The following is a 17,713-nucleotide window of genomic DNA, read 5'->3' on the forward strand; positions in this document are numbered from 1 at the left end:
TCAGCCGCTGGCGAGCAGCACCGTGCCCACCAGGGCAAGGCCCGCGCCCGCCGCCTGCACGGCGCGCAGCCGTTCACTGAGGAAGCCGCGGGCGGCGAGCGCCGTGACCACCGGGTAGAGCGAGGCGAGCACCGCCGCCACGGTGACCGGGCCGTGCCGGGCGGCGATCGCGTACGTGCCGTTGGCCGCCACGTCGGCCAGGCCGACGAAGGCGAGCGCGGGCAGGGAATGCCAGGGGAGGCCCTCGGCAGGAAGCGCCGGGGCGCCCCTGCGCAGGGCGACGTACAGGGCGGCTCCGCCTCCGGCGACGTTCGCGGCGCGCTGTACGAAGAGCGCCAGGAACAGCCCGGTGACCGTGGTCGACGCCTCCGCGATCAGCGCGAACACCGTGCCGAAGCCGAGCGCGGCCACGAGTGTCAGCAGGATCGCCTTCCGCTGGACCGGGGCGCCCCTCAGCTGGGGGCCGCCCGCGAGCACGACGCCGGCGACGGCGACGAGGATGCCGGCCACCTGCACCAGCCCGGGCCGCTCGCCGAGGAACAGCCCGGCGCCGATGGGGACCGCCACGCTCAGGGTGGCCAGTGGGGAGACCACGCCCATCGGGCCGAGGGCGAGCGCCTGGTAGAAGGAGAGCAGCGCGACCGGGCCGATCAGGCCCGCGGCGAGCGCGAACCACAGCCGTGGCCCCGCCTCGCTCCAGCCGCCCGTGGCCACCACGATCGCCCCCAGCACGGCCGCGGCGATCGTCTGCGAGACGACCACCACGGTCAGCGCCGGCATGCGCCGGGTCAGCAGTCCGCCGCCGAAGTCGGCCAGGCCCCACAGAAGGCTGGTGGCCAGGGCGAAGAGTGCTGTCATGGACCGCCTCGCAGTACAGTTCAGTGAACGATCAGGTGCACCCCATCATAGTTCAATTGAGTCAACTCTGTCATACATAATATTGGACGGAATGTGTCGGACCTCGACCTGCTGACCCAGTCCCTGGCGCGCAACGTCAAGCGGTGGCGTACCGAGCGGGGTTTCACCCTGGATGCGCTGGCCGCCCGCGCGGGAGTCAGCCGCGGCATGCTCATCCAGATCGAGCAGGCCCGCACCAACCCGAGCATCGGCACGGTCGTCAAGATCGGCGACGCCCTCGGGGTCAGTGTCACCACCCTGCTCGACTACGAGCAGGGCCCCAAGGTCCGCATCGTCCCGGCCGAGCAGGCCGTACGCCTCTGGCACACGGACGCCGGCAGCTACAACCGCCTCCTCGCCGGCACCGAGGCGCCCGGCCCGCTGGAGATGTGGGACTGGCGGCTGATGCCCGGGGACCGCAGCCCCTCGGACCCGCACCCCGTCGGCACGGTCGAACTCGTCCACGTCACCGCCGGCGAGCTGACCCTCACCGTCGACGGCGTCGAGTACCGGGTCCCCACCGGTGCCAGTGCCTCCTTCGAGGCGAGCACCCCGCACACGTACGCCAACGACGGCGACGTGCCGATGGAGATGGTGATGGCGGTCTCGGTGCCGCCCGTGCGCTGAGACGCCGGCGGGCCCGGGGTGCCCGGCTGTTACCGTGCCGTCATGCGCGCACCCATCGGAGACTTCGACCACGCCGTCCCGGCCCCCGACTGCCTCGAGGACCTCACCGCCCCCGTCGCCGGCGCCGTACGCCACTGGAGCGGCAGCGTGCCCGCCGAGCAGATCGTGTACGTCGACACCGAGCCCGACTGGGCCGACACGGCGATCTTCCTGGAGCACTACGGCAAGGAGTTGCTCGACCAGTCCGCCAACTGCGTGGTGGTCGCGGGCAAGCGCGGCGGCGAGGCGACGCTGGCCGCCTGCGTGGTCCTGTCGGCCACCCGGGTCGACGTCAACGGCGTGGTGCGCCGCCAACTCGGCGCGCGTAAGGCCTCGTTCGCGCCCATGGACGTGGCGACGGGGGAGACCGGCATGGAGTACGGCGGCATCACCCCGATCGGACTGCCGGACGGCTGGCCGGTGTTGGTGGACTCCAGGGTCGTCGACCTGCCGTACGTCCTGGTGGGCAGCGGCCGACGCCGCGGCAAGCTGCTGGTGCCGGGCAAGGCGTTCGCGGAACTGCCGAACGCGGTGGTGCTGGAGGGCCTGGGCGTCTGAGGGTCTCGGCGTCCGAGGGGCGCTGCGGTCAACTGCGGGCGTGGTGGGCCAGCGCCAGGTGCGGGTCCGCCTCGCCCGGGGCAGGTGCCGGGTCCGCGTGCACCAGGGCGGCCGTGAGCCTCGGTACCGCGTGCAGCAGGGCGTGTTCGGCCTCGACCGCGATGGCGTGCGCCCGCCGTACGCTCACCTCGCCGTCGACCACGACCGCCACCTCGGCGCGCAGTCGGTGCCCGATCCAGCGCAGCCGCAGCTCGCCCACCGCACGCACACCCGGCACCTCCGCGACCGCCCGCTCCGCCCGGTCCACCAGGGCCGGGTCGACGGCGTCCAGCACCCGACGGAAGACCTCGCGCGCCGCGTCCCGCAGCACCAGCAGGATCGCGGCCGTGATCGCCAGCCCCACCGCCGGGTCGGCGAGCTGCCACCCGAGCGCCGCCCCACCCGCGCCCACCAGCACCGCCAGCGAGGTGAAGCCGTCCGTACGCGCGTGGAGTCCGTCCGCGACCAGCGCGGCCGAACCGATCGCGCGGCCCACCCGGATGCGGTGACGGGCGACCCACTCGTTGCCCGCGAAACCGATGACGGCCGCGACGGCGACGACCGGGACGTGCTGCATGGGGCGCGGGTCCAGCAGTCGCTCCACCGCCGTCCAGGCGGCGAAGGCGGCGGAGGCGGCGATCGTCAGCACGACCACGATCCCGGCGAGGTCCTCCGCGCGGCCGTACCCGTAGGTGAAGCGGCGCGTGGCCGCACGCCGGCCGAGCACGAACGCGATGCCGAGCGGTACGGCGGTCAGCGCGTCGGACGCGTTGTGCACGGTGTCGCCGAGGAGCGCCACGGACCCGGACAGCACGACCACCACCGCCTGCGCCAGTGCCGTGGTCCCGAGCACGGCCAGCGAGGCCCACAGCGCACGCAGCCCCCGCGCGGAGGACTCCAGCGCCGCATCCAGCTTGTCGGCGGTCTCGTGGGAGTGGGGGGTGAGCAGGTGGCGGAGACGGGAGAGCGGGCCGTGCGCAGGCTCGTGGTCGTGCCCGTGGGGGTGCGGATGCGGGTGGTCATGGGGAGGGGTGCGGCGGCTGTGCGTATGCGCCCGGCCGTACTCCTGTCGCACGTGTCCGTCCCCCGCGTGCTCGTGCCCCACCTGTTCGCGCCCCGCGTGCTCGTCTCTCATCCCAGGCCCCTTCCGCCGTGCGGCAGTGGACGGGTACCCGCCCAGGAAGCCATTATGTGCGTATGAGCGCACGCATGCACCTATCATCTGCGCAGGATGCGCAGCCGCGCACGGACGGCACGGACGGCGGCCATCCCCGGACGCCGGGGGAGGAGCAGTTCGCGCTGGCGGCAGAGCTGTTGGCACTGCTGGGCGACCGCACCCGCCTGGCTTTGCTGCACGCCCTAAGCGGCGGCGAGGCCGACGTCTCGACGCTCACCGAGGCGTGCGGCGCGGCCCGGCCCGCCGTCAGCCAGCACCTGGCGCGGCTTCGGCTGGCCGGCCTGGTCGACGCGCGCAAGGAAGGCCGCCGCGTGATCTACTCACTGCGCGACGGCCATCTGCGCCGGGTCGTGGACGAGGCCCTCAGCCTGGCGGACCACCGGCTCACCGACAGTCCGGCACACGACTGAGGCGCCGGTTCAGCGGCCGGTGTCGTCCTCGCCGGCCTCCAGCAGGTTCGCCGCCGCGCCCACGACGCGGGGATCGGGGATGCCGACGACGTCCTGGTCCTTGTCGGTGTAGTCGAAGCGGGCGAGCACGCTGCGCATCGCCTCGACCCGGGCCCGCTTCTTGTCGTTGCTCTTCACCACGGTCCAGGGCGCGTGGTCGGTGTCCGTCTCGCGGAACATGGCGACCTTGGCCGCGGTGTACTCGTCCCAGCGGTCCAGTGAGGCCAGGTCCATCGGGCTCAGCTTCCACTGCCGCACCGGGTCGACCTGACGGATCGTGAAGCGGGTCCGCTGCTCGCTCTGGGAGACCGAGAACCAGAACTTCACCAGGTCCACGCCGTCGTCCACGAGCATCCGCTCGAACAGCGGGGCCTGCCGCATGAAGCGACGGTACTCGTCGTCCGTACAGAAGCCCATCACGCGCTCCACCCCGGCCCGGTTGTACCAGGACCGGTCGAACAGCACGATCTCGCCCGCGGTCGGCAGGTGCTGGACGTACCGCTGGAAGTACCACTGCCCGCGCTCGCGCTCGGCCGGCTTCTCCAGGGCCACCACCCGGGCGCCGCGCGGGTTCAGGTGCTCGGTGAAGCGCTTGATCGTGCCGCCCTTGCCCGCCGCGTCACGTCCCTCGAAGACGATGACGAGCCGACGCCCGGTCTCCTTGATCCAGCTCTGCAGCTTCAGCAGTTCGATCTGCTGGAGCCGCTTGTGCCACTCGTACTCCTTGCGCTCCATCCGGTGGTCGTACGGGTAGTTCTCCCGCCAGGTCTCCACCGGGCTGCCGTCCGGCCGGATCAGCACGGGGTCGTCGTGGTCGGTGTAGTCGACCCGCAGGCCGTCCGTGACCAGAGGTGTCATCCGTCCTTCCTTGTTCTCTTCCGCTCTTCAGCACGTCCCGGTCGGATCAGTGGAACTGCGGCTCGATCAGATAGATCCCGTACGCCACCACGGCCGCGCAGGCCAGGAAGCACAGCCAGGCCTGGGCGAGGCCGAGGGCGTGGGAGCCGCCGTCCTTCTCGCGGGCCGACTCGACCTGGGCGAGGCCGAGGACGCCGAGCGCGAAGACGACGCCACGGCGACGGTCGCTCCGACGCTGACCGCGGTGATCTGGCCGAGGGCGGTCCAGTCGAGGTGCATGGGTCGAACTCCTTCGTGGCTCAGGCGGCGGTGCCGACGCTCGCGGGCGCGGTGCTGCGGAGGGTGACCTCATGGGTCTCGTTGACGTTGTCGGCGCGTACGGGGTTGCGGCGGGAGACGGCCACGATGCCTGCGGCGACGGCGGCGGCGACCAGGGCGATCACCACGGTGCCGGCGTTGCCGCCGTGCTTCACGACGCTCGCGGAGAGCCCGCCGACCAGGGCCGCGGCCGGGAGGGTGACCAGCCAGGCCATCACCATTCGACCCGCGACGTCCCAGCGCACCTCGGCCGGCCGCCGGCCGAGGCCCGCGCCGAGGATGCCGCCGGAGCAGACCTGCGTGGTGGACAGCGCGAAGCCCAGGTGGGCGGAGGTCAGGATCACGGTGGTGGAGGCGGCCTCGGCGGCGAAGCCCTGTGGGGACTGGATGTCCGTCAGGCCCTTGCCCATCGTGCGGATGATCCGCCAGCCACCGAGGTAGGTGCCGAGGCCTATGGCCAGTCCGGCCGAGGCGATCACCCACACCGGCGGGCCCGCGTCATGGCCGAGGGCACCGGCGGAGATCAGCGTCAGGGGTGATCACACGCATGGTCTTCTGGGCGTCGTTGGTGCCGTGGGCGAGGGAGACCAGGGAGGCGGAGGCGATCTGGCCGAGGCGGAAGCCCCTCGTCACCGAGTCCTTGCGGGCCCGGGCGGTGATCTTGTAGGCGAGGTAGGTGGCCAGCAGCGCGGCGAGACCCGCCACCATCGGCGAGGCGACGGCGGGGATCAGCACCTTCTCGACAACCTTGTCGAAGTGCACGCCGTGGCTGCCCGCACCGACCCAGACGGCCCCCACCAGGCCGCCGAACAGCGCGTGGGAGGAACTCGACGGCAGTCCGAGCAGCCAGGTCAGCAGGTTCCACAGGATCGCGCCCACCAGCCCCGCGAAGATCATGCCCGGGCTCACCAGGGTGTCGTCCACGATGCCGCCGGAGATCGTCTTCGCGACCTCGGTGGACAGGAAGGCGCCGACGACGTTCAGGACGCCGCTGATCAGGACCGCTGTTCGTGGTTTCAGGGCGCCGGTGGCGATGGAGGTGGCCATCGCGTTGGCGGTGTCATGGAATCCGTTCGTGAAGTCGAAGGCCAACGCCGTGACGGTGACGACGGCCACAAGGAACGTGATGTGGTCCATTCCTCGACGCAAGCGACCGAGGGCGTACGCCCGGCGAAGTACAGGCAAAGCCGGAGCATGGGTCTGATGGGTGAAACGCCAGGTCCCGCGCGCCCCCGCGTATCCGCCGACGTTCCCGTACGCGGAAAAGGCTGTGGGCGAGGACCCCGCGGTCCCGGCCCCCAGCCTTGTCACGTCCCGGGCCGATGTGCGACCCGGTGCCCGGCGGATCAGGCGGCGACGGGCTGGGCCTGGGAGAGCTGCTCGATGACCTTGGTCAGGCCCTCGACGACCTCGGCGTCGTCCGCCGGGTGGGTCTCGGCGAAGCGGGTCACGGAGCCGGGGATGGACAGCTTGGCGTCCTCGACGACGTGGGCGCCGGCGATGGCCACGGCCTTGCGGGTCTCGTCCTGCGCCCACACGCCGCCGTACTGGCCGAAGGCGGTGCCCACGACGGCGACCGGCTTGCCGGTCAGGGCGCCGGCACCGTACGGACGGGACAGCCAGTCGATCGCGTTCTTCAGGACGGCGGGGATGGTGCCGTTGTACTCGGGCGAGAAGAGCAGCAGCGCGTCGGCCTGGGCGGCGGCGTTGCGCAGCGCGGTCGCGGCCTCGGGGACGGCGCCCTCGACGTCGATGTCCTCGTTGTAGAAGGGCACCTGGCCCAGACCCTCGTGCAGCACCACCTCGACGCCCTCGGGGGCGTGCTTCACGGCGGCCTCGGCGAGCTGACGGTTGTGGGAACCGGCGCGAAGGCTGCCGACCAGGGCGAGGATATGTACAGACATGGCAAAACTCCCGGGATGTGCGATCAGTACAAGGGGACCGGGGAAGTCCGTTGAATGTTGTACCACTTCAACCGGACCGCGGTCCACTTCCTGCCCAACCATAAACGGACCAGGGTCCGATTGTCTTCCCTCGGCGCTAGTCTGGGGTCATGACCGAGCCGCTCCCGCCCCTTTTGTCGCCCACGGCCGGCATCGACACGCCGACCGACCTCGCCCTCATGCCCACCGGCGAGACGGCCCGGCTGCGCGCCGACGCCGCGCGCAACCGCACGCGTCTGCTGGAGGTCGCGGCCCGCCTGACCGCGGAGCGCGGCATCGCGAACGTGACCATGGAGGACATCGCCTGTGGCGCGGGTGTCGGCAAGGGCACCGTCTTCCGGCGGTTCGGCGATCGCATGGGCTTGATGGTGGAGTTGCTCAGCCACCACGAGGAGAAGCTCCAGGCCGCCTTCCTCTCCGGACCGCCGCCGCTCGGCCCGGGCGCGCCCGCCCGGGAGCGGCTGCGTGCGTTCGGGGCGGCCGTCATTCGCCATGAGCACGCCAACCGTGACCTGTATCTGGCCGCCCACATGGACCCGACCCGCCGGCGCGCGACTCCTCCGTACCAACTCCGGCTGGTGCACGTGTGCATGCTGCTGCGCGAAGCACGGGCGGACGGCGACACCGAGCTCGTCGCGCACACGCTGCTCGGCTATCTGGAGACGGCGCTCGTCGACCACCTGCTGACCCGCCGCGGGATGTCCCTGGAGCGGGTCGAGGCCGGCTGGTGCGACCTGGTGGACCGGTACACGGGCCGATGTACTACGGGCTGAGCCGCGCGCCGCACGTCCCATGATGGTGGGCATGACGACCATGAGCAGAAAAGCCGAGATGTTCGTCCCCGTCGACCGCGATCCCCGGGTCCTGGGCCCCGCCACCGGCGACGAACGCACCCTCCTCGTCGACTTCCTCGCCGGCCAGCGCGCCACGCTGGAGCTCAAGTGCTCCGGCCTGGACAGTGAGTTGTCGCAGCGCTCGGTCGCGCCGTCCGCGCTCTCGCTGCTCGGCCTGGTGCGACACCTCGCCGACGTCGAACGCCGCTGGTTCCGGCGGGTCCTGGCCGGTCAGGACGCCCCGCCCCTGTTCTCCTCGCCCTCCGAACCCGACGGTGACTTCACCGGCGCCGTCCCGGACTCGAAGGTCGTGACCCTGGCCTGGGACGCCTGGCGTGCGGAGACCGCCTTCGCCGACGCCTTCGTCGCCGCCGCACCCCACCTGGACATCGAGGGGCACGACTCGTGGCGCGGCACCGTGTCGCTGCGCTGGGTACTCCTCCACATGGTCGAGGAGTACGCCCGCCACAACGGCCACGCGGACCTCCTCCGCGAGCGCATCGATGGGGCGGTCGGGATGTGACACCACTTGGCCCATCCCTCATCGCCGTAACGTTTGCGCAGGTCAGCGGCTTATTATCGGACATGACAACGGTCACCGGTGCAGCCTTTGCCGTGGGGCGGGGCCATGGGTTTCACTGCGGTCAGACACCCGATTGCGAGGGGGAAGGCGGACCACATGAGCGGTCACGGTCATGAGCACGGCGCGGGGGACCATTCCGGGCACTCCCACGGTGTGTCGGCGGATGCCGACCGTCGCTGGCTGGGCCTCGCGCTCGGCCTGATCGCCGTGTTCATGGCGGCCGAGGTGGCCGTCGGCATCGTCGCAGGCTCCCTGGCGCTGATCTCCGACGCGGCCCACATGCTCACCGACGCCGCGTCCATCGTGCTCGCCCTCATCGCGATGCGGCTGGCCGCCCGCCCGGCCCGCGGCGGCTTCACCTACGGCCTCAAACGCGCGGAGATCCTCTCCGCCCAGGCGAACGGCCTGACCCTGCTTCTGCTGGGAGCCTGGCTGGCGTACGAGGCCGTACGGCGTCTGATCGCGCCGCCCCGGGTGGAAGGCGGCCTCATGCTGGCCACCGCGCTCACCGGGATCGTCGTGAACGTGGCCGCGACCTACTGCATCTCGAAGGCCAACCGCACCTCGCTGAACGTCGAGGGTGCCTATCAGCATGTGCTGAACGACCTGTTCGCCTTCATCGGCACCGCGATCGCCGCGCTCGTCGTCGTCCTGACGGGCTTCCGGCGTGCCGACCCGATCGCCACCCTGGTGGTCGTGGCGCTGATGGTGAAGGCCGCGTACGGGCTGCTGCGCGACTCCGGCCGCATCTTCCTGGAGGCCGCGCCCGCCGACGTCGACCCGGACGCGCTCGGCGACCGGCTCGTCGCCCGGCCGGACGTCGTCGAGGTGCACGACCTTCACGTCTGGCAGATCACCTCCGGCCAGGCCGCGCTGTCCGCACACGTCCTGGTCGAACCCGGCGGTGACTGCCACGCCGTGCGCCGCGACCTGGAGGATGTGCTGCGCCACGACTACCGCATCACCCACACCACGCTCCAGGTCGACCACACCCCCGAACAGGTCCTGCAGGTGGCCCTGCCCGGCGACCGGAGCGCCGCGGACGACGCCGCGCACTGCGACGCCCCGCACGGCCCCGTGCACCGCGAGGAACCTCACCACCACTGACGGCGACCGCCTTCGACCGTTCTTGATGGTCCTTGACCGTTTCTTTCCCCGAATACCTCTGAAGCAGAGCTAATCTCATCAGTGTGGAACCGGAGAGGCTCGCCGACGACCTGGTGGCCGCGCTGATCGGAGTGCAGCGGCTGATCCGCCGGCGCGTGCGCGGCGGGATGGCCGCGCCGCCGCTGCGCGGAGCGGAGGTCGAACTGCTGCGCCTGGTGGTGGAACGGCCGGGCATCGGAGTGTCGGACGCCGCCAAGGAGCTCTACCTGGCGGGCAACTCGGTCTCCACGCTCGTCAAGCACCTGGTCCGCGACGGCTATCTGGTCCGTGAGACGGACCCCGCCGACCGGCGGGCCGCGCGCCTGCTGCCCACCGAGGCGGCCAGGGCACGGCTGCACGACTGGCGGGAGCGGCGCGCGGCACTCGTACGCGGCCAGGTGGCCCGCCTCGAAGAGGCGGACCGCAAGGCGCTCGAGGTGGCGCTTCCGGCCCTGCGCAAGCTGGCGGAGAACCTGCACGAGGAGGCCGAGGAGACATGACGCGGAACGCGACGGACGGCAAGGCCCCGGCAGTCGACGCCGTCACCTGTGCCGGGCTGCGTTACTCCTTCGGGGAGACCAACGCGGTCGACGGGCTCGACCTCTCCGTCCGCGACGGCGAGGTCTTCGGACTGCTCGGTCCCAACGGCGCGGGCAAGACCACCGCCATCCGCTGCATGACCACGCTCCTTCCCGTCCCGGCCGGCATGGTGCGCGTCTTCGGCCGCGACGCGACGCGCGAGCGCATGGCCGTACGGCGCCTGCTGGGCTACGTACCGCAGCAGCTCTCCGCCGACGCCGGGCTCACCGGCCGGGAGAACGTGGCCCTGTTCGCCCGTGTCTTCGACGTCTCCCGCAGCGAGCGTGCCCGCCGCGTGGACCAGGCCCTCGCCGCCGTCGACCTCACCGCCGCGGCCGACCGGCTCGCGAAGACGTACTCCGGCGGCATGGTCCGTCGGCTGGAACTCGCCCAGGCACTGGTCAGCGCGCCGCGGCTGCTGATCCTCGACGAGCCCACCATCGGCCTCGACCCCATCGCCCGGACCAACGTGTGGGAGCACATCAACGCCGTACGCGCCGCCACCGGCATGACCGTCCTCGTCACCACCCACTACATGGACGAGGCCGACCAGTACTGCGACCGCGTCGCCCTGATGCACCGCGGCCGCGTTCGCGCCCTCGGCACCCCCGAGGATCTGCGGAGCGGCCTCGCGCAGCGGCTCGGCACCGAAGGCCCGCTGCCGACGCTGGAGGACGTCTTCCGTGACGTCGCCGGCAGCGGACTCGACGACCAGTCAGGAGATTTCCGCGATGTCCGAAGCACCCGCCGCACCGCGTCCCGCGTCGGCTGACCGCGCCCACCCGGCGGACCTCGACCTGCTGGTGGCCCCACCACGGGCCCGTACCGGCTGGAGGGTGCTGCCCGCCCGGGTCGGCGCCATGTGCGCCATCGAGCTGCAGAAGCTGCGCCACGACCGCACCGAGCTGTACACCCGGGCGGTCCAGCCGGCGCTGTGGCTGCTGATCTTCGGGGAGACGTTCACCCGGATCAGGGCGATCCCCACCGGCGGCATCCCCTACCTCGACTACCTCGCGCCCGGGATCATCGCCCAGTCCGCGATGTTCATCGCGATCTTCTACGGCATCATGATCATCTGGGAGCGGGACTCCGGGATCCTCACCAAGCTGCTGGTCACCCCCACCCCGCGGGCCGCGCTGATCGCCGGAAAGGCCTTCGCCGCCGGGGTGAAGGCGCTGGTGCAGGCGGTCGTGGTGGTCCTGATCGCGGCGCTGCTCGGGGTCGCGCTGACCTGGAACCCGCTGCGGCTGCTGGGTGTCGCGGTGGCCGTCGTCCTCGGCTCGGCCTTCTTCTCCTGCCTGTCCATGACGATCGCGGGCATCGTCCTGACCCGGGACCGCCTCATGGGCATCGGCCAGGCGATCACGATGCCGCTGTTCTTCGGCTCCAACGCCCTCTACCCGGTGCACGTCATGCCCGGCTGGCTCCAGGCCATCAGCAAGGTCAACCCCCTGAGCTACCAGGTCGACGCCCTGCGCGGCCTGCTCCTCGGCACGCCCTCCCACCTGCTCACCGACTTCCTGGTGCTGCTGGTGGCGGCGGCCATGGGCATCACGTCGGCGTCGTCGCTGCTGGGACGTCTGGCCCGCTGACACCGGCGAGGGGCGGCTCACCTCTTCTTCCAGAACGCCATCAGATCCGCGAGCGCCCTGATGATCTCGGGGCGCTGCGACGCCTCGGCCTGCCGCAGACTGATGGCGAGCGACAGAAGGATCATGGCGACGAAGAGGCCGACGGCGTAGACGAAGAGCTGGGGGGCGGCCACGGCCACCTGCTCCAGTACGGACCACATAGCGCCTCCCGGACATTTCCAGCCGCTGCGTCCGAGAGACTCCGGCAGGGCGCGAAGCCCCTCGACGAAGGCAGGTCGATCGATCTCCGTGGTGCTTTGTGTCGGGTCTGCGGCGCCGGCTGCTGCAGCCCGTGCGTCGGTCCCGGTCGAAGGTGAGGGGCCCGTACGTCGAGCAGCCCGGCACCCTGAGCGGTTCGGTCTTGTCGACGTCGGCGGAGGCGGGGCGGAACTCCTCGCCGCCGCCCGACCAGTTACTTCGTCGTATCAAGGTATCCGAGAGGGCGGCCCGAACCCGGGTGGCGCGCGCGCCCGTTCACTCGCGCGGACCCCTCGGAGCGTCGGCCGGTCGTCGCAACCTCAGCGCAGGGAAGGGATCTCGATGGCCGGACAGCGGTCCATGACCATCTCCAGGCCGGCCGCACGGGTGCGCTGGTACGCCTGCTCGTCGATGACGCCCAGCTGGAACCACACCGCTTTGGCGCCTTTCGCCACCGCTTCATCGGCAACGGCGCCGGCGAGGTCGCTGTTCACGAAAACGTCTACGACGTCGACGTCGAAGGGGATGGCTTCGAGAGAGGGATAACCCTGTTCTCCATGCACCGTCTCGGCCTTCGGGTGAACGGGGACGATCCGTTTGCCATAGCGCTGAAGGACCTCGGCGACTCTGTAGGCGGCGCGTCGCTCGTTCGACGAGAGACCGACGATCGCCCATGTGTCACCGAGTTCGTTGAGGATCTTGCGGACCGTCTCCGTCTCGCTGTGCATGCCGTGCCTCCGCTGGGTGGGATGTCCGTCCCAGAAGGGAACGACCTTCGACTCTGCGCCATTCCCAGCGGTTCCGCGTGAACCTGTGCGGCCACCAAGTCGCTCGCGATCGGCGCAGAAGGCCTGCGGGCTGGGGCGCTTCGGCGAGCCCTGGGTGGCGGAGGAGTTGACCGCACAGCACTGCCTGAGGCCCGGCCCACTCGGCCGTCCTTACCCTGGCGCGCTGTCGGGAGGTTCGGCCGGGCCCTGCTGGGGTCCGTCAGCCAGCACGTCGCTCACCATGCGAAGTGCCCGGTTGTCATCGTGCGTCCGGAGCCGGGATGAGGGCCGTCCGGCGGCCCCGTACGACCCGGGGACCCGGTCGGCCCATGAGGAGCGGGAACGACGGCTCTGTACGGACGCCGTCATCGGAAAAGCGCGTGGGTCTCCTGTTCGGTGGCCGCGTGGGAGACGAGGAGGAGTTCGTCACCCGGCTTCAGCCGCACCTCGGGTGCCGGGCACCGTGGGCTGGGCGTCGCGGACGGCGGTGGCGACAACGGACCCGGCCGGAAGCGCGATCTCGGTACTCCGTGGTGGAGACACGTCAGTCCACCGTGTCCCGTCCGCCGCGCGCTGGGGCCGAACAGTCCGCCGCCGCACGGCGCGGCGCCTGCGGCGGTGCGGCTGCCTGATCAAGAACACTTTCGAGGCGCCGCCAGAGCGTCGTCGTTCCGGTCGGCATCCGACCGGCAGACTGCTCCAGGACCACGGGCGTCTACGGGCTCCTCTCCGGTCATGTCGGCATCGCGGATCCATGCAGAGTCGCTCGAGTGGCGGACCGTTCGGAACGGGGGCCGCTCGGCTGCGCCGGGGGCCTGGCCCGCCTACGCTCGCCTCGTGCTCCGAATCATCGACGCCCGCAGCGGCGAGCCCACCGACGTCCGTCCGGGCCTGGTCCGGGTCCACGCGCACCCGGCCGGGGCCGACAGCTCCGCGCTGCGGGTGCTGCTGGTGGCCGACGTGCTGGCCAGGGCCCTGGAGCTCGGCGGAACACCCGTCGTCACGGTGGGCGCACCGCCCGCCGCGCTCCGGGCACGCGCCGACGACCTCGGCATCCGCCCCGCGGAGCCGGACGCACCGGGCATCGGACAGGTACTGCACGTGGTCGGAGTGCGGGGCGCCGCGCCCGACGGCGTACGTGTCGAGGTGGCCCCCGCGACCGGCCCCGCCGACACCGCCGCCCCGCCGTCGGCGCTGCGTCTCGCCCTGCTCGCCCGCCCCCGCAGGCAGCCGGCCGACCTCGACACGGCCAGCCTCACCGAGGCACGGGACACCCTGGTCCGCTGGCGCAAGGCCGTCGCCGCCTGGGCGACCCGCCCCTCCAAGCCGATCCCCGAGCAGGTGCGGCAGGAGCTGCGCACCGCCTGGGAGGACGATCTCGACGTCCCCGCCGTCCTGGACGTCCTGCGGTGCGTGGAGAGCGCCGACGACGTGCCGGACGGGGCGCGCTTCGAGACGTACGCCTACGCCGACCGGCTGCTCGGACTCGACCTCACCCGCGAGATCGGCACCTCGACGTGAGCACCCCGGCCGGGCAGGCCCCGCTGCGCAGGCTCATCGTGCTGCGGCACGCCAAGTCCGCGTGGCCCGAGGGCGTCCCCGACCACGAACGGCCGCTCGCGCCGCGCGGCCGCCGGGACGCGCCGGCCGCCGGGCGCGCGCTCGCCGAGGCCGACTGGCTGCCCGATCTCGCCCTGTGCTCGACCGCGGTCCGCGCCCGCCAGACCTGGGAGCTGGCCTCGGCCCAGTGGGGCACGCCATCGCCCGTACGACTCCAGCCACGCCTGTACGCCGCCGACGTCCCCGATCTGCTGGATGCCGTGCGCGAAGTGCCCGCCGTCGTGCGCACATTGCTGCTGATCGGGCACAACCCGGGGCTCGCCGAGCTGGTGCTGGAACTCGCCGGGGACGGCCTGAACGACACGCTCGACCGGGTCCGCACCAAGTTCCCCACCGCGGCCATCGCCGTCCTCGCCTGGCACGGCCCCGCCTGGGAGGCGCTGGCCCCCGGCGGGGCGCTCCTCACGAACGTGGTCGTGGCGCGCGGGAGGAAGCCGAAGTAGGGCAGGCTCAGCCGACGTGGATCCGGGGGCGCCGCTCCGGGTCCGGCTCCGCACGGCGCAGCACCTCCCGCGTGACCGGGGCGACCTCGCCGTCCCCGAACACCAGGAAGCGCAGCAGGTGGCTGAACGGGGCGCCCTCGGTCCAGTTGAAGTAGGCGTGCGGCACCTGGCCGGTGCGGTCGCGCAGCTCCATCAGGACCGCCGCGATGGTGTTGGGCACGGTCGCGCCCTGGACGCGCAGCCTGCGCACCCCGTGCTTCTCGTCGCCGTGGACGGTCAGATCGGCGGTGAAGTCCGAGGAGTCGGTGACGAAGACCTCCAGGAAGAGCACCGGCCGCCCGTCCGGGATGTGCGTCTGCTCCCGCTGGCTGGACTCCTTGGCGCGGTACTCCCCGGTGGTGTGCTCCTGCGGCTCGTTGGCGATGAGCAACAGCGGCCCGCTCGCCGCGGCCTCGTCGATCAGCCGGGCCGCAGCTTCGTCGAACGTGACCGTCGCCGCCCGCAGTTCGAAGGCGCGGTGCACGCGCGAGGCGAACGAGGTGACGAGGATCGCCACGATGAAGATCAGCGCGATCTTGATGCCGTCGGGCCGCTCGATCACGTTGGTGACCAGGGTGTACGCGAGGACGGCGGTGATCGTGCCGAAGCCGAGTGCGGCGGCCCGGTGGCCGCGCCGGTGCACGGCGACCGTCGAGGCGAACGCCGCGGAGAGCATCAAGACGAGCACACCCGTCGCGTACGCACCGCTCTGGGCGTCGACGTCCGCGTGGAACCACAGCGTGATGAGGACCGCGGCCGCCATGAAGACCAGCACGAGGGGCCTGACGGCGCGGGTCCACTCGGGGGCCATGCCGTAGCGCGGCAGATAGCGCGGCACCAGGTTGAGCAGTCCGGCCATCGCGGAGGCGCCCGCGAACCACAGGATCGCGATCGTCGAGATGTCGTAGACCGTGCCGAAGGCCCCGCCCAGGTGCTCGTGCGCGAGATACGCGAGCGCGCGACCGTTGGCCGGGCCGCCGCTCTTGAAGGCGTCCTGCGGGATCAGGATCGTCGTCGCCAGGCTGGACAGCAGCAGCAGACAGCTCATGATCACGGCGGCGGTGGTGAGCAGTTTGCGCGTGTCGCGCACCCGGCCGGCCGGATCCGCGTAGGTGTCCGTCGGGTCGCCCTTGACCTGCGGCATCACCGCCACGCCCGTCTCGAAGCCGGACATGCCGAGCGCCAGCTTCGGGAAGACGAGCAGCGCCACGCCGATCATCGCGAGCGGCGATGAGTGCTCGGCGGTCATCGCGTGCGTCCAGTCGCCGATCCGCACCGGGTGGCTGAGCACTTCCCAGGCCGAGACGGCGATCACGACGACGTTGAGCGCGAGGTACGTGGCCACCAGGGCGACCGCGATACCGATGGCCTCCTTGAACCCCTTCAGGAACACGGCGCCGAGCGCGGCGACCAGGAGCAGGGTGATCCAGGTGTTGCCGCCGTCCATCCAGTGCGGAGCGAAGGGGTTCTCCACGACGTGGGCGGCGGCGTCCGCGGCCGACAGGGTGATCGTGATCAGGAAGTCGGTGGCCGCGAAGCCGAGGAGCACGAGGACGAGGACCTTCCCCGCCCACCACGGCAGCAGCCGCTCCAGCATGGCGATCGAGCCCTCGCCGTGCGGACTCTCGTGGGCCACCCGGCGGTACACCGGGAGCGCGCCGAACAGGGTCAGCGCGATCAGCACGAGCGTGGCGAGCGGCGACAGGAGCCCGGCCGCGAGCGCGGCGATCCCGGGCTGGTAGCCGAGGGTGGAGAAGTAGTCCACGCCGGTCAGGCACATCACCCGCCACCAGGCGTGGCCCTCGTGCCCGTCGTCCCGGGTGGCGTGCGGGCCCGGGTGGCGCGCCGCGCGCTCGCTCAGGCCCTCCAGGAGCCAGGCCCGGCAGCGGGCCGCGGCGGTGGAGGGCCGCGAATGGCCGGGCTCGGCGGCGTCCGGGCTCTCCACCTGGGTGCCGGTCATGCGGTGTTCTCCCTGTGATCGTCGGGCGGTCGGACAACGACGAGCGAGTATCCACTACGGGGTGGTGTGCCCGGATGTCGGGGGCGAACCCCGGGACGCGCCCATGCGGGTGACGGGGAGGCGGCCACGCGCGGGGGCTTACGCCGGTGACGAGTGCCACGCGCGCGGTGGCTTTCGGATGGCCGTGGCGAGCCCACGCGCGCGGGGGCTTTCCCACAACCGTGACTAGCGCCGCACGCGCGGGGGCTTTCCCATACCCGTGATCAGCGCCACGCGCGCGTGGCGTGGGCGGCGGCGGCGGGACCGGCCCGCCTGCGGAACCCTGGCGGGTGCCGCATACGCTGGCATGATGCAGGACGAGTACCGCACAGTCGCCCGCGCGGGCGTGCACGAGACCGAGGTCAACCGCTCCCGTTTCCTGTGCGCGCTCGCCCCGGCCGCCACCGAGGAGGAGGCGCAGGAGTTCATCGCGGGCGTCCGCAAGGAGCACGCCGACGCCACCCACAACTGCTACGCGTACGTCATCGGCGCCGACGCCGCGATCCAGAAGGCGAGCGACGACGGCGAACCGGGCGGCACCGCGGGCGTCCCCATGCTCCAGATGCTGCTGCGCCGAGACATGCGGTACGTCGTCGCCGTCGTCACCCGCTACTACGGCGGCGTGAAGCTGGGGGCGGGCGGGCTCATCAGGGCGTACGGGGGAGCGGTCGGCGAGGCGCTGGACGCGCTCGGCACCCTCACCCGCCGCCGCTTCCGGCTCGCCACGGTGACGGTCGACCACCAGCGCGCGGGCAAGGTGCAGAACGACCTGCGCGCGACGGGCCGCGAGGTACGGGACGTGCGCTACGGCGAGAACGTCACCATCGAGGTCGGGCTGCCGGACGCCGACGTCGAGGCGTTCCGTGCGTGGCTCGCCGATGTGACGGCGGGCACGGCCCGGTTGGAGCTGGGCGGAGAGGCGTACGGGGACGCATGACGGACGCACCGGACGTCTGACGGGCCGTCGGGC

The 17,713-nt window shown here is 71.9% G+C and carries 19 protein-coding genes and 3 pseudogenes; 13 read left to right on the forward strand and 9 right to left on the reverse strand.

The genetic code is table 11. The annotated features are described in order from the left end of the window. On the reverse strand, positions 1-858 hold the full coding sequence (locus AB0N14_RS31645; protein WP_366029122.1) for a DMT family transporter: 858 nt from the start codon (positions 856-858) through the stop codon (positions 1-3). Between the two features lie 93 nt (positions 859-951). On the opposite strand from AB0N14_RS31645, the gene AB0N14_RS31650 reads away from it, so the two are divergent. Beyond that, a complete protein-coding gene (locus tag AB0N14_RS31650) occupies positions 952-1,524 on the forward strand; it encodes an XRE family transcriptional regulator (protein WP_366029123.1) in 573 nt (190 codons plus the stop codon). A 42-nt stretch (positions 1,525-1,566) separates the two neighbouring features. Further along, on the forward strand, positions 1,567-2,121 hold the full coding sequence (locus tag AB0N14_RS31655) for a YbaK/EbsC family protein (protein ID WP_366029124.1): 555 nt from the start codon (positions 1,567-1,569) through the stop codon (positions 2,119-2,121). A 28-nt stretch (positions 2,122-2,149) separates the two neighbouring features. Here the strand turns inward: AB0N14_RS31655 and AB0N14_RS31660 are convergent, their stop codons facing one another. Then, a complete protein-coding gene (locus AB0N14_RS31660) occupies positions 2,150-3,295 on the reverse strand; it encodes a cation diffusion facilitator family transporter (protein ID WP_366029125.1) in 1,146 nt (381 codons plus the stop codon). A 62-nt stretch (positions 3,296-3,357) separates the two neighbouring features. Here AB0N14_RS31660 and AB0N14_RS31665 point away from each other — a divergent pair, with 62 nt between their 5' ends. Continuing rightward, entirely contained in the window at positions 3,358-3,747 is a 390-nt protein-coding gene (locus AB0N14_RS31665; RefSeq protein ID WP_366029126.1) for a metalloregulator ArsR/SmtB family transcription factor, read from the forward strand. 9 nt (positions 3,748-3,756) lie between these two features. Here AB0N14_RS31665 and ppk2 read toward each other — a convergent pair whose 3' ends face one another. From ppk2 to AB0N14_RS31685, 4 genes and pseudogenes are all read right to left on the reverse strand, one after another. Then, positions 3,757-4,644 carry a polyphosphate kinase 2 gene (ppk2, locus tag AB0N14_RS31670; protein WP_366029128.1) on the reverse strand — a complete coding sequence of 296 codons (888 nt, stop codon included), beginning with the start codon at positions 4,642-4,644 and terminating at the stop codon, positions 3,757-3,759. Positions 4,645-4,690: 46 nt separating this feature from the next. Next, a pseudogene (locus tag AB0N14_RS31675) lies at positions 4,691-4,923 on the reverse strand (hypothetical protein). 20 nt (positions 4,924-4,943) lie between these two features. Next, positions 4,944-6,099: pseudogene (locus AB0N14_RS31680) on the reverse strand (inorganic phosphate transporter). Positions 6,100-6,308: 209 nt separating this feature from the next. Beyond that, the gene (locus AB0N14_RS31685; protein ID WP_366029129.1) at positions 6,309-6,866 is read right to left on the reverse strand and encodes an NADPH-dependent FMN reductase; all 558 of its coding nucleotides are present in this window, start codon (positions 6,864-6,866) and stop codon (positions 6,309-6,311) included. A 149-nt stretch (positions 6,867-7,015) separates the two neighbouring features. On the opposite strand from AB0N14_RS31685, the gene AB0N14_RS31690 reads away from it, so the two are divergent. The 6 genes from AB0N14_RS31690 (at position 7,016) to AB0N14_RS31715 (ending at position 11,638) form a co-directional block, all read left to right on the forward strand. After that, on the forward strand, positions 7,016-7,678 hold the full coding sequence (locus AB0N14_RS31690) for a helix-turn-helix domain-containing protein (protein WP_366029130.1): 663 nt from the start codon (positions 7,016-7,018) through the stop codon (positions 7,676-7,678). 31 nt (positions 7,679-7,709) lie between these two features. Continuing rightward, positions 7,710-8,261 carry a DinB family protein gene (locus tag AB0N14_RS31695; RefSeq protein WP_366029131.1) on the forward strand — a complete coding sequence of 184 codons (552 nt, stop codon included), beginning with the start codon at positions 7,710-7,712 and terminating at the stop codon, positions 8,259-8,261. A gap of 156 nt (positions 8,262-8,417) precedes the next feature. Then, positions 8,418-9,428: a cation diffusion facilitator family transporter gene (locus AB0N14_RS31700; RefSeq protein WP_366029132.1), complete on the forward strand. Its 1,011-nt coding sequence runs from the start codon at positions 8,418-8,420 to the stop codon at positions 9,426-9,428. A gap of 83 nt (positions 9,429-9,511) precedes the next feature. Beyond that, on the forward strand, positions 9,512-9,967 hold the full coding sequence (locus tag AB0N14_RS31705; protein ID WP_366029133.1) for a MarR family transcriptional regulator: 456 nt from the start codon (positions 9,512-9,514) through the stop codon (positions 9,965-9,967). Then, on the forward strand, positions 9,964-10,818 hold the full coding sequence (locus AB0N14_RS31710; protein WP_366029134.1) for an ATP-binding cassette domain-containing protein: 855 nt from the start codon (positions 9,964-9,966) through the stop codon (positions 10,816-10,818). Before AB0N14_RS31705 ends, AB0N14_RS31710 begins: the two co-directional genes overlap by 4 nt. After that, positions 10,778-11,638, forward strand: coding sequence for an ABC transporter permease (locus tag AB0N14_RS31715; RefSeq protein WP_366029136.1), 861 nt, complete (start codon positions 10,778-10,780; stop codon positions 11,636-11,638). The genes AB0N14_RS31710 and AB0N14_RS31715 overlap by 41 nt, the downstream gene beginning before the upstream one ends. A gap of 17 nt (positions 11,639-11,655) precedes the next feature. Here the strand turns inward: AB0N14_RS31715 and AB0N14_RS31720 are convergent, their stop codons facing one another. Continuing rightward, positions 11,656-11,838 carry a hypothetical protein gene (locus tag AB0N14_RS31720; RefSeq protein ID WP_103844673.1) on the reverse strand — a complete coding sequence of 61 codons (183 nt, stop codon included), beginning with the start codon at positions 11,836-11,838 and terminating at the stop codon, positions 11,656-11,658. A gap of 357 nt (positions 11,839-12,195) precedes the next feature. Next, positions 12,196-12,603, reverse strand: coding sequence for a CoA-binding protein (locus tag AB0N14_RS31725; protein WP_366029137.1), 408 nt, complete (start codon positions 12,601-12,603; stop codon positions 12,196-12,198). Between the two features lie 228 nt (positions 12,604-12,831). Between AB0N14_RS31725 and AB0N14_RS31730 the strand changes: the two are divergent. The 3 genes and pseudogenes from AB0N14_RS31730 to AB0N14_RS31740 form a co-directional block, all read left to right on the forward strand. After that, positions 12,832-12,927: pseudogene (locus AB0N14_RS31730) on the forward strand (universal stress protein); the annotation flags it as partial. 552 nt (positions 12,928-13,479) lie between these two features. Continuing rightward, a complete protein-coding gene (locus AB0N14_RS31735) occupies positions 13,480-14,163 on the forward strand; it encodes a hypothetical protein (protein WP_366029138.1) in 684 nt (227 codons plus the stop codon). Then, complete coding sequence (locus AB0N14_RS31740; RefSeq protein WP_366029139.1) at positions 14,160-14,705, forward strand: histidine phosphatase family protein; 546 nt, start codon at positions 14,160-14,162, stop codon at positions 14,703-14,705. Before AB0N14_RS31735 ends, AB0N14_RS31740 begins: the two co-directional genes overlap by 4 nt. A gap of 7 nt (positions 14,706-14,712) precedes the next feature. Here the strand turns inward: AB0N14_RS31740 and AB0N14_RS31745 are convergent, their stop codons facing one another. Beyond that, positions 14,713-16,704, reverse strand: coding sequence for an amino acid transporter (locus AB0N14_RS31745; RefSeq protein ID WP_366029140.1), 1,992 nt, complete (start codon positions 16,702-16,704; stop codon positions 14,713-14,715). A 349-nt stretch (positions 16,705-17,053) separates the two neighbouring features. Here AB0N14_RS31745 and AB0N14_RS31750 point away from each other — a divergent pair, with 349 nt between their 5' ends. Further along, positions 17,054-17,680 carry a YigZ family protein gene (locus tag AB0N14_RS31750; protein ID WP_366029141.1) on the forward strand — a complete coding sequence of 209 codons (627 nt, stop codon included), beginning with the start codon at positions 17,054-17,056 and terminating at the stop codon, positions 17,678-17,680. The last annotated feature ends 33 nt before the right edge of the window (positions 17,681-17,713 follow it).

This window comes from Streptomyces sp. NPDC051104 (genome assembly GCF_040682835.1).
Classification (GTDB): domain Bacteria; phylum Actinomycetota; class Actinomycetes; order Streptomycetales; family Streptomycetaceae; genus Streptomyces; species Streptomyces cynarae.

Excerpts from the sequence above, each read along its gene's own strand:
- AB0N14_RS31690 (WP_366029130.1), top strand. The coding sequence starts at position 7,016 with ATGACCGAGCCGCTCCCGCCCCTTTTGTCGCCCACGGCCGGCATCGAC.
- AB0N14_RS31725 (WP_366029137.1), bottom strand. The coding sequence starts at position 12,603 with ATGCACAGCGAGACGGAGACGGTCCGCAAGATCCTCAACGAACTCGGT.
- AB0N14_RS31665 (WP_366029126.1), top strand. The coding sequence starts at position 3,358 with ATGAGCGCACGCATGCACCTATCATCTGCGCAGGATGCGCAGCCGCGC.
- AB0N14_RS31750 (WP_366029141.1), top strand. The coding sequence starts at position 17,054 with ATGCAGGACGAGTACCGCACAGTCGCCCGCGCGGGCGTGCACGAGACC.
- AB0N14_RS31655 (WP_366029124.1), top strand. The coding sequence starts at position 1,567 with ATGCGCGCACCCATCGGAGACTTCGACCACGCCGTCCCGGCCCCCGAC.
- AB0N14_RS31645 (WP_366029122.1), bottom strand. The coding sequence starts at position 858 with ATGACAGCACTCTTCGCCCTGGCCACCAGCCTTCTGTGGGGCCTGGCC.
- AB0N14_RS31715 (WP_366029136.1), top strand. The coding sequence starts at position 10,778 with ATGTCCGAAGCACCCGCCGCACCGCGTCCCGCGTCGGCTGACCGCGCC.
- ppk2 (WP_366029128.1), bottom strand. The coding sequence starts at position 4,644 with ATGACACCTCTGGTCACGGACGGCCTGCGGGTCGACTACACCGACCAC.
- AB0N14_RS31660 (WP_366029125.1), bottom strand. The coding sequence starts at position 3,295 with ATGAGAGACGAGCACGCGGGGCGCGAACAGGTGGGGCACGAGCACGCG.
- AB0N14_RS31700 (WP_366029132.1), top strand. The coding sequence starts at position 8,418 with ATGAGCGGTCACGGTCATGAGCACGGCGCGGGGGACCATTCCGGGCAC.
- AB0N14_RS31685 (WP_366029129.1), bottom strand. The coding sequence starts at position 6,866 with ATGTCTGTACATATCCTCGCCCTGGTCGGCAGCCTTCGCGCCGGTTCC.
- AB0N14_RS31710 (WP_366029134.1), top strand. The coding sequence starts at position 9,964 with ATGACGCGGAACGCGACGGACGGCAAGGCCCCGGCAGTCGACGCCGTC.
- AB0N14_RS31695 (WP_366029131.1), top strand. The coding sequence starts at position 7,710 with ATGACGACCATGAGCAGAAAAGCCGAGATGTTCGTCCCCGTCGACCGC.
- AB0N14_RS31745 (WP_366029140.1), bottom strand. The coding sequence starts at position 16,704 with ATGACCGGCACCCAGGTGGAGAGCCCGGACGCCGCCGAGCCCGGCCAT.
- AB0N14_RS31720 (WP_103844673.1), bottom strand. The coding sequence starts at position 11,838 with ATGTGGTCCGTACTGGAGCAGGTGGCCGTGGCCGCCCCCCAGCTCTTC.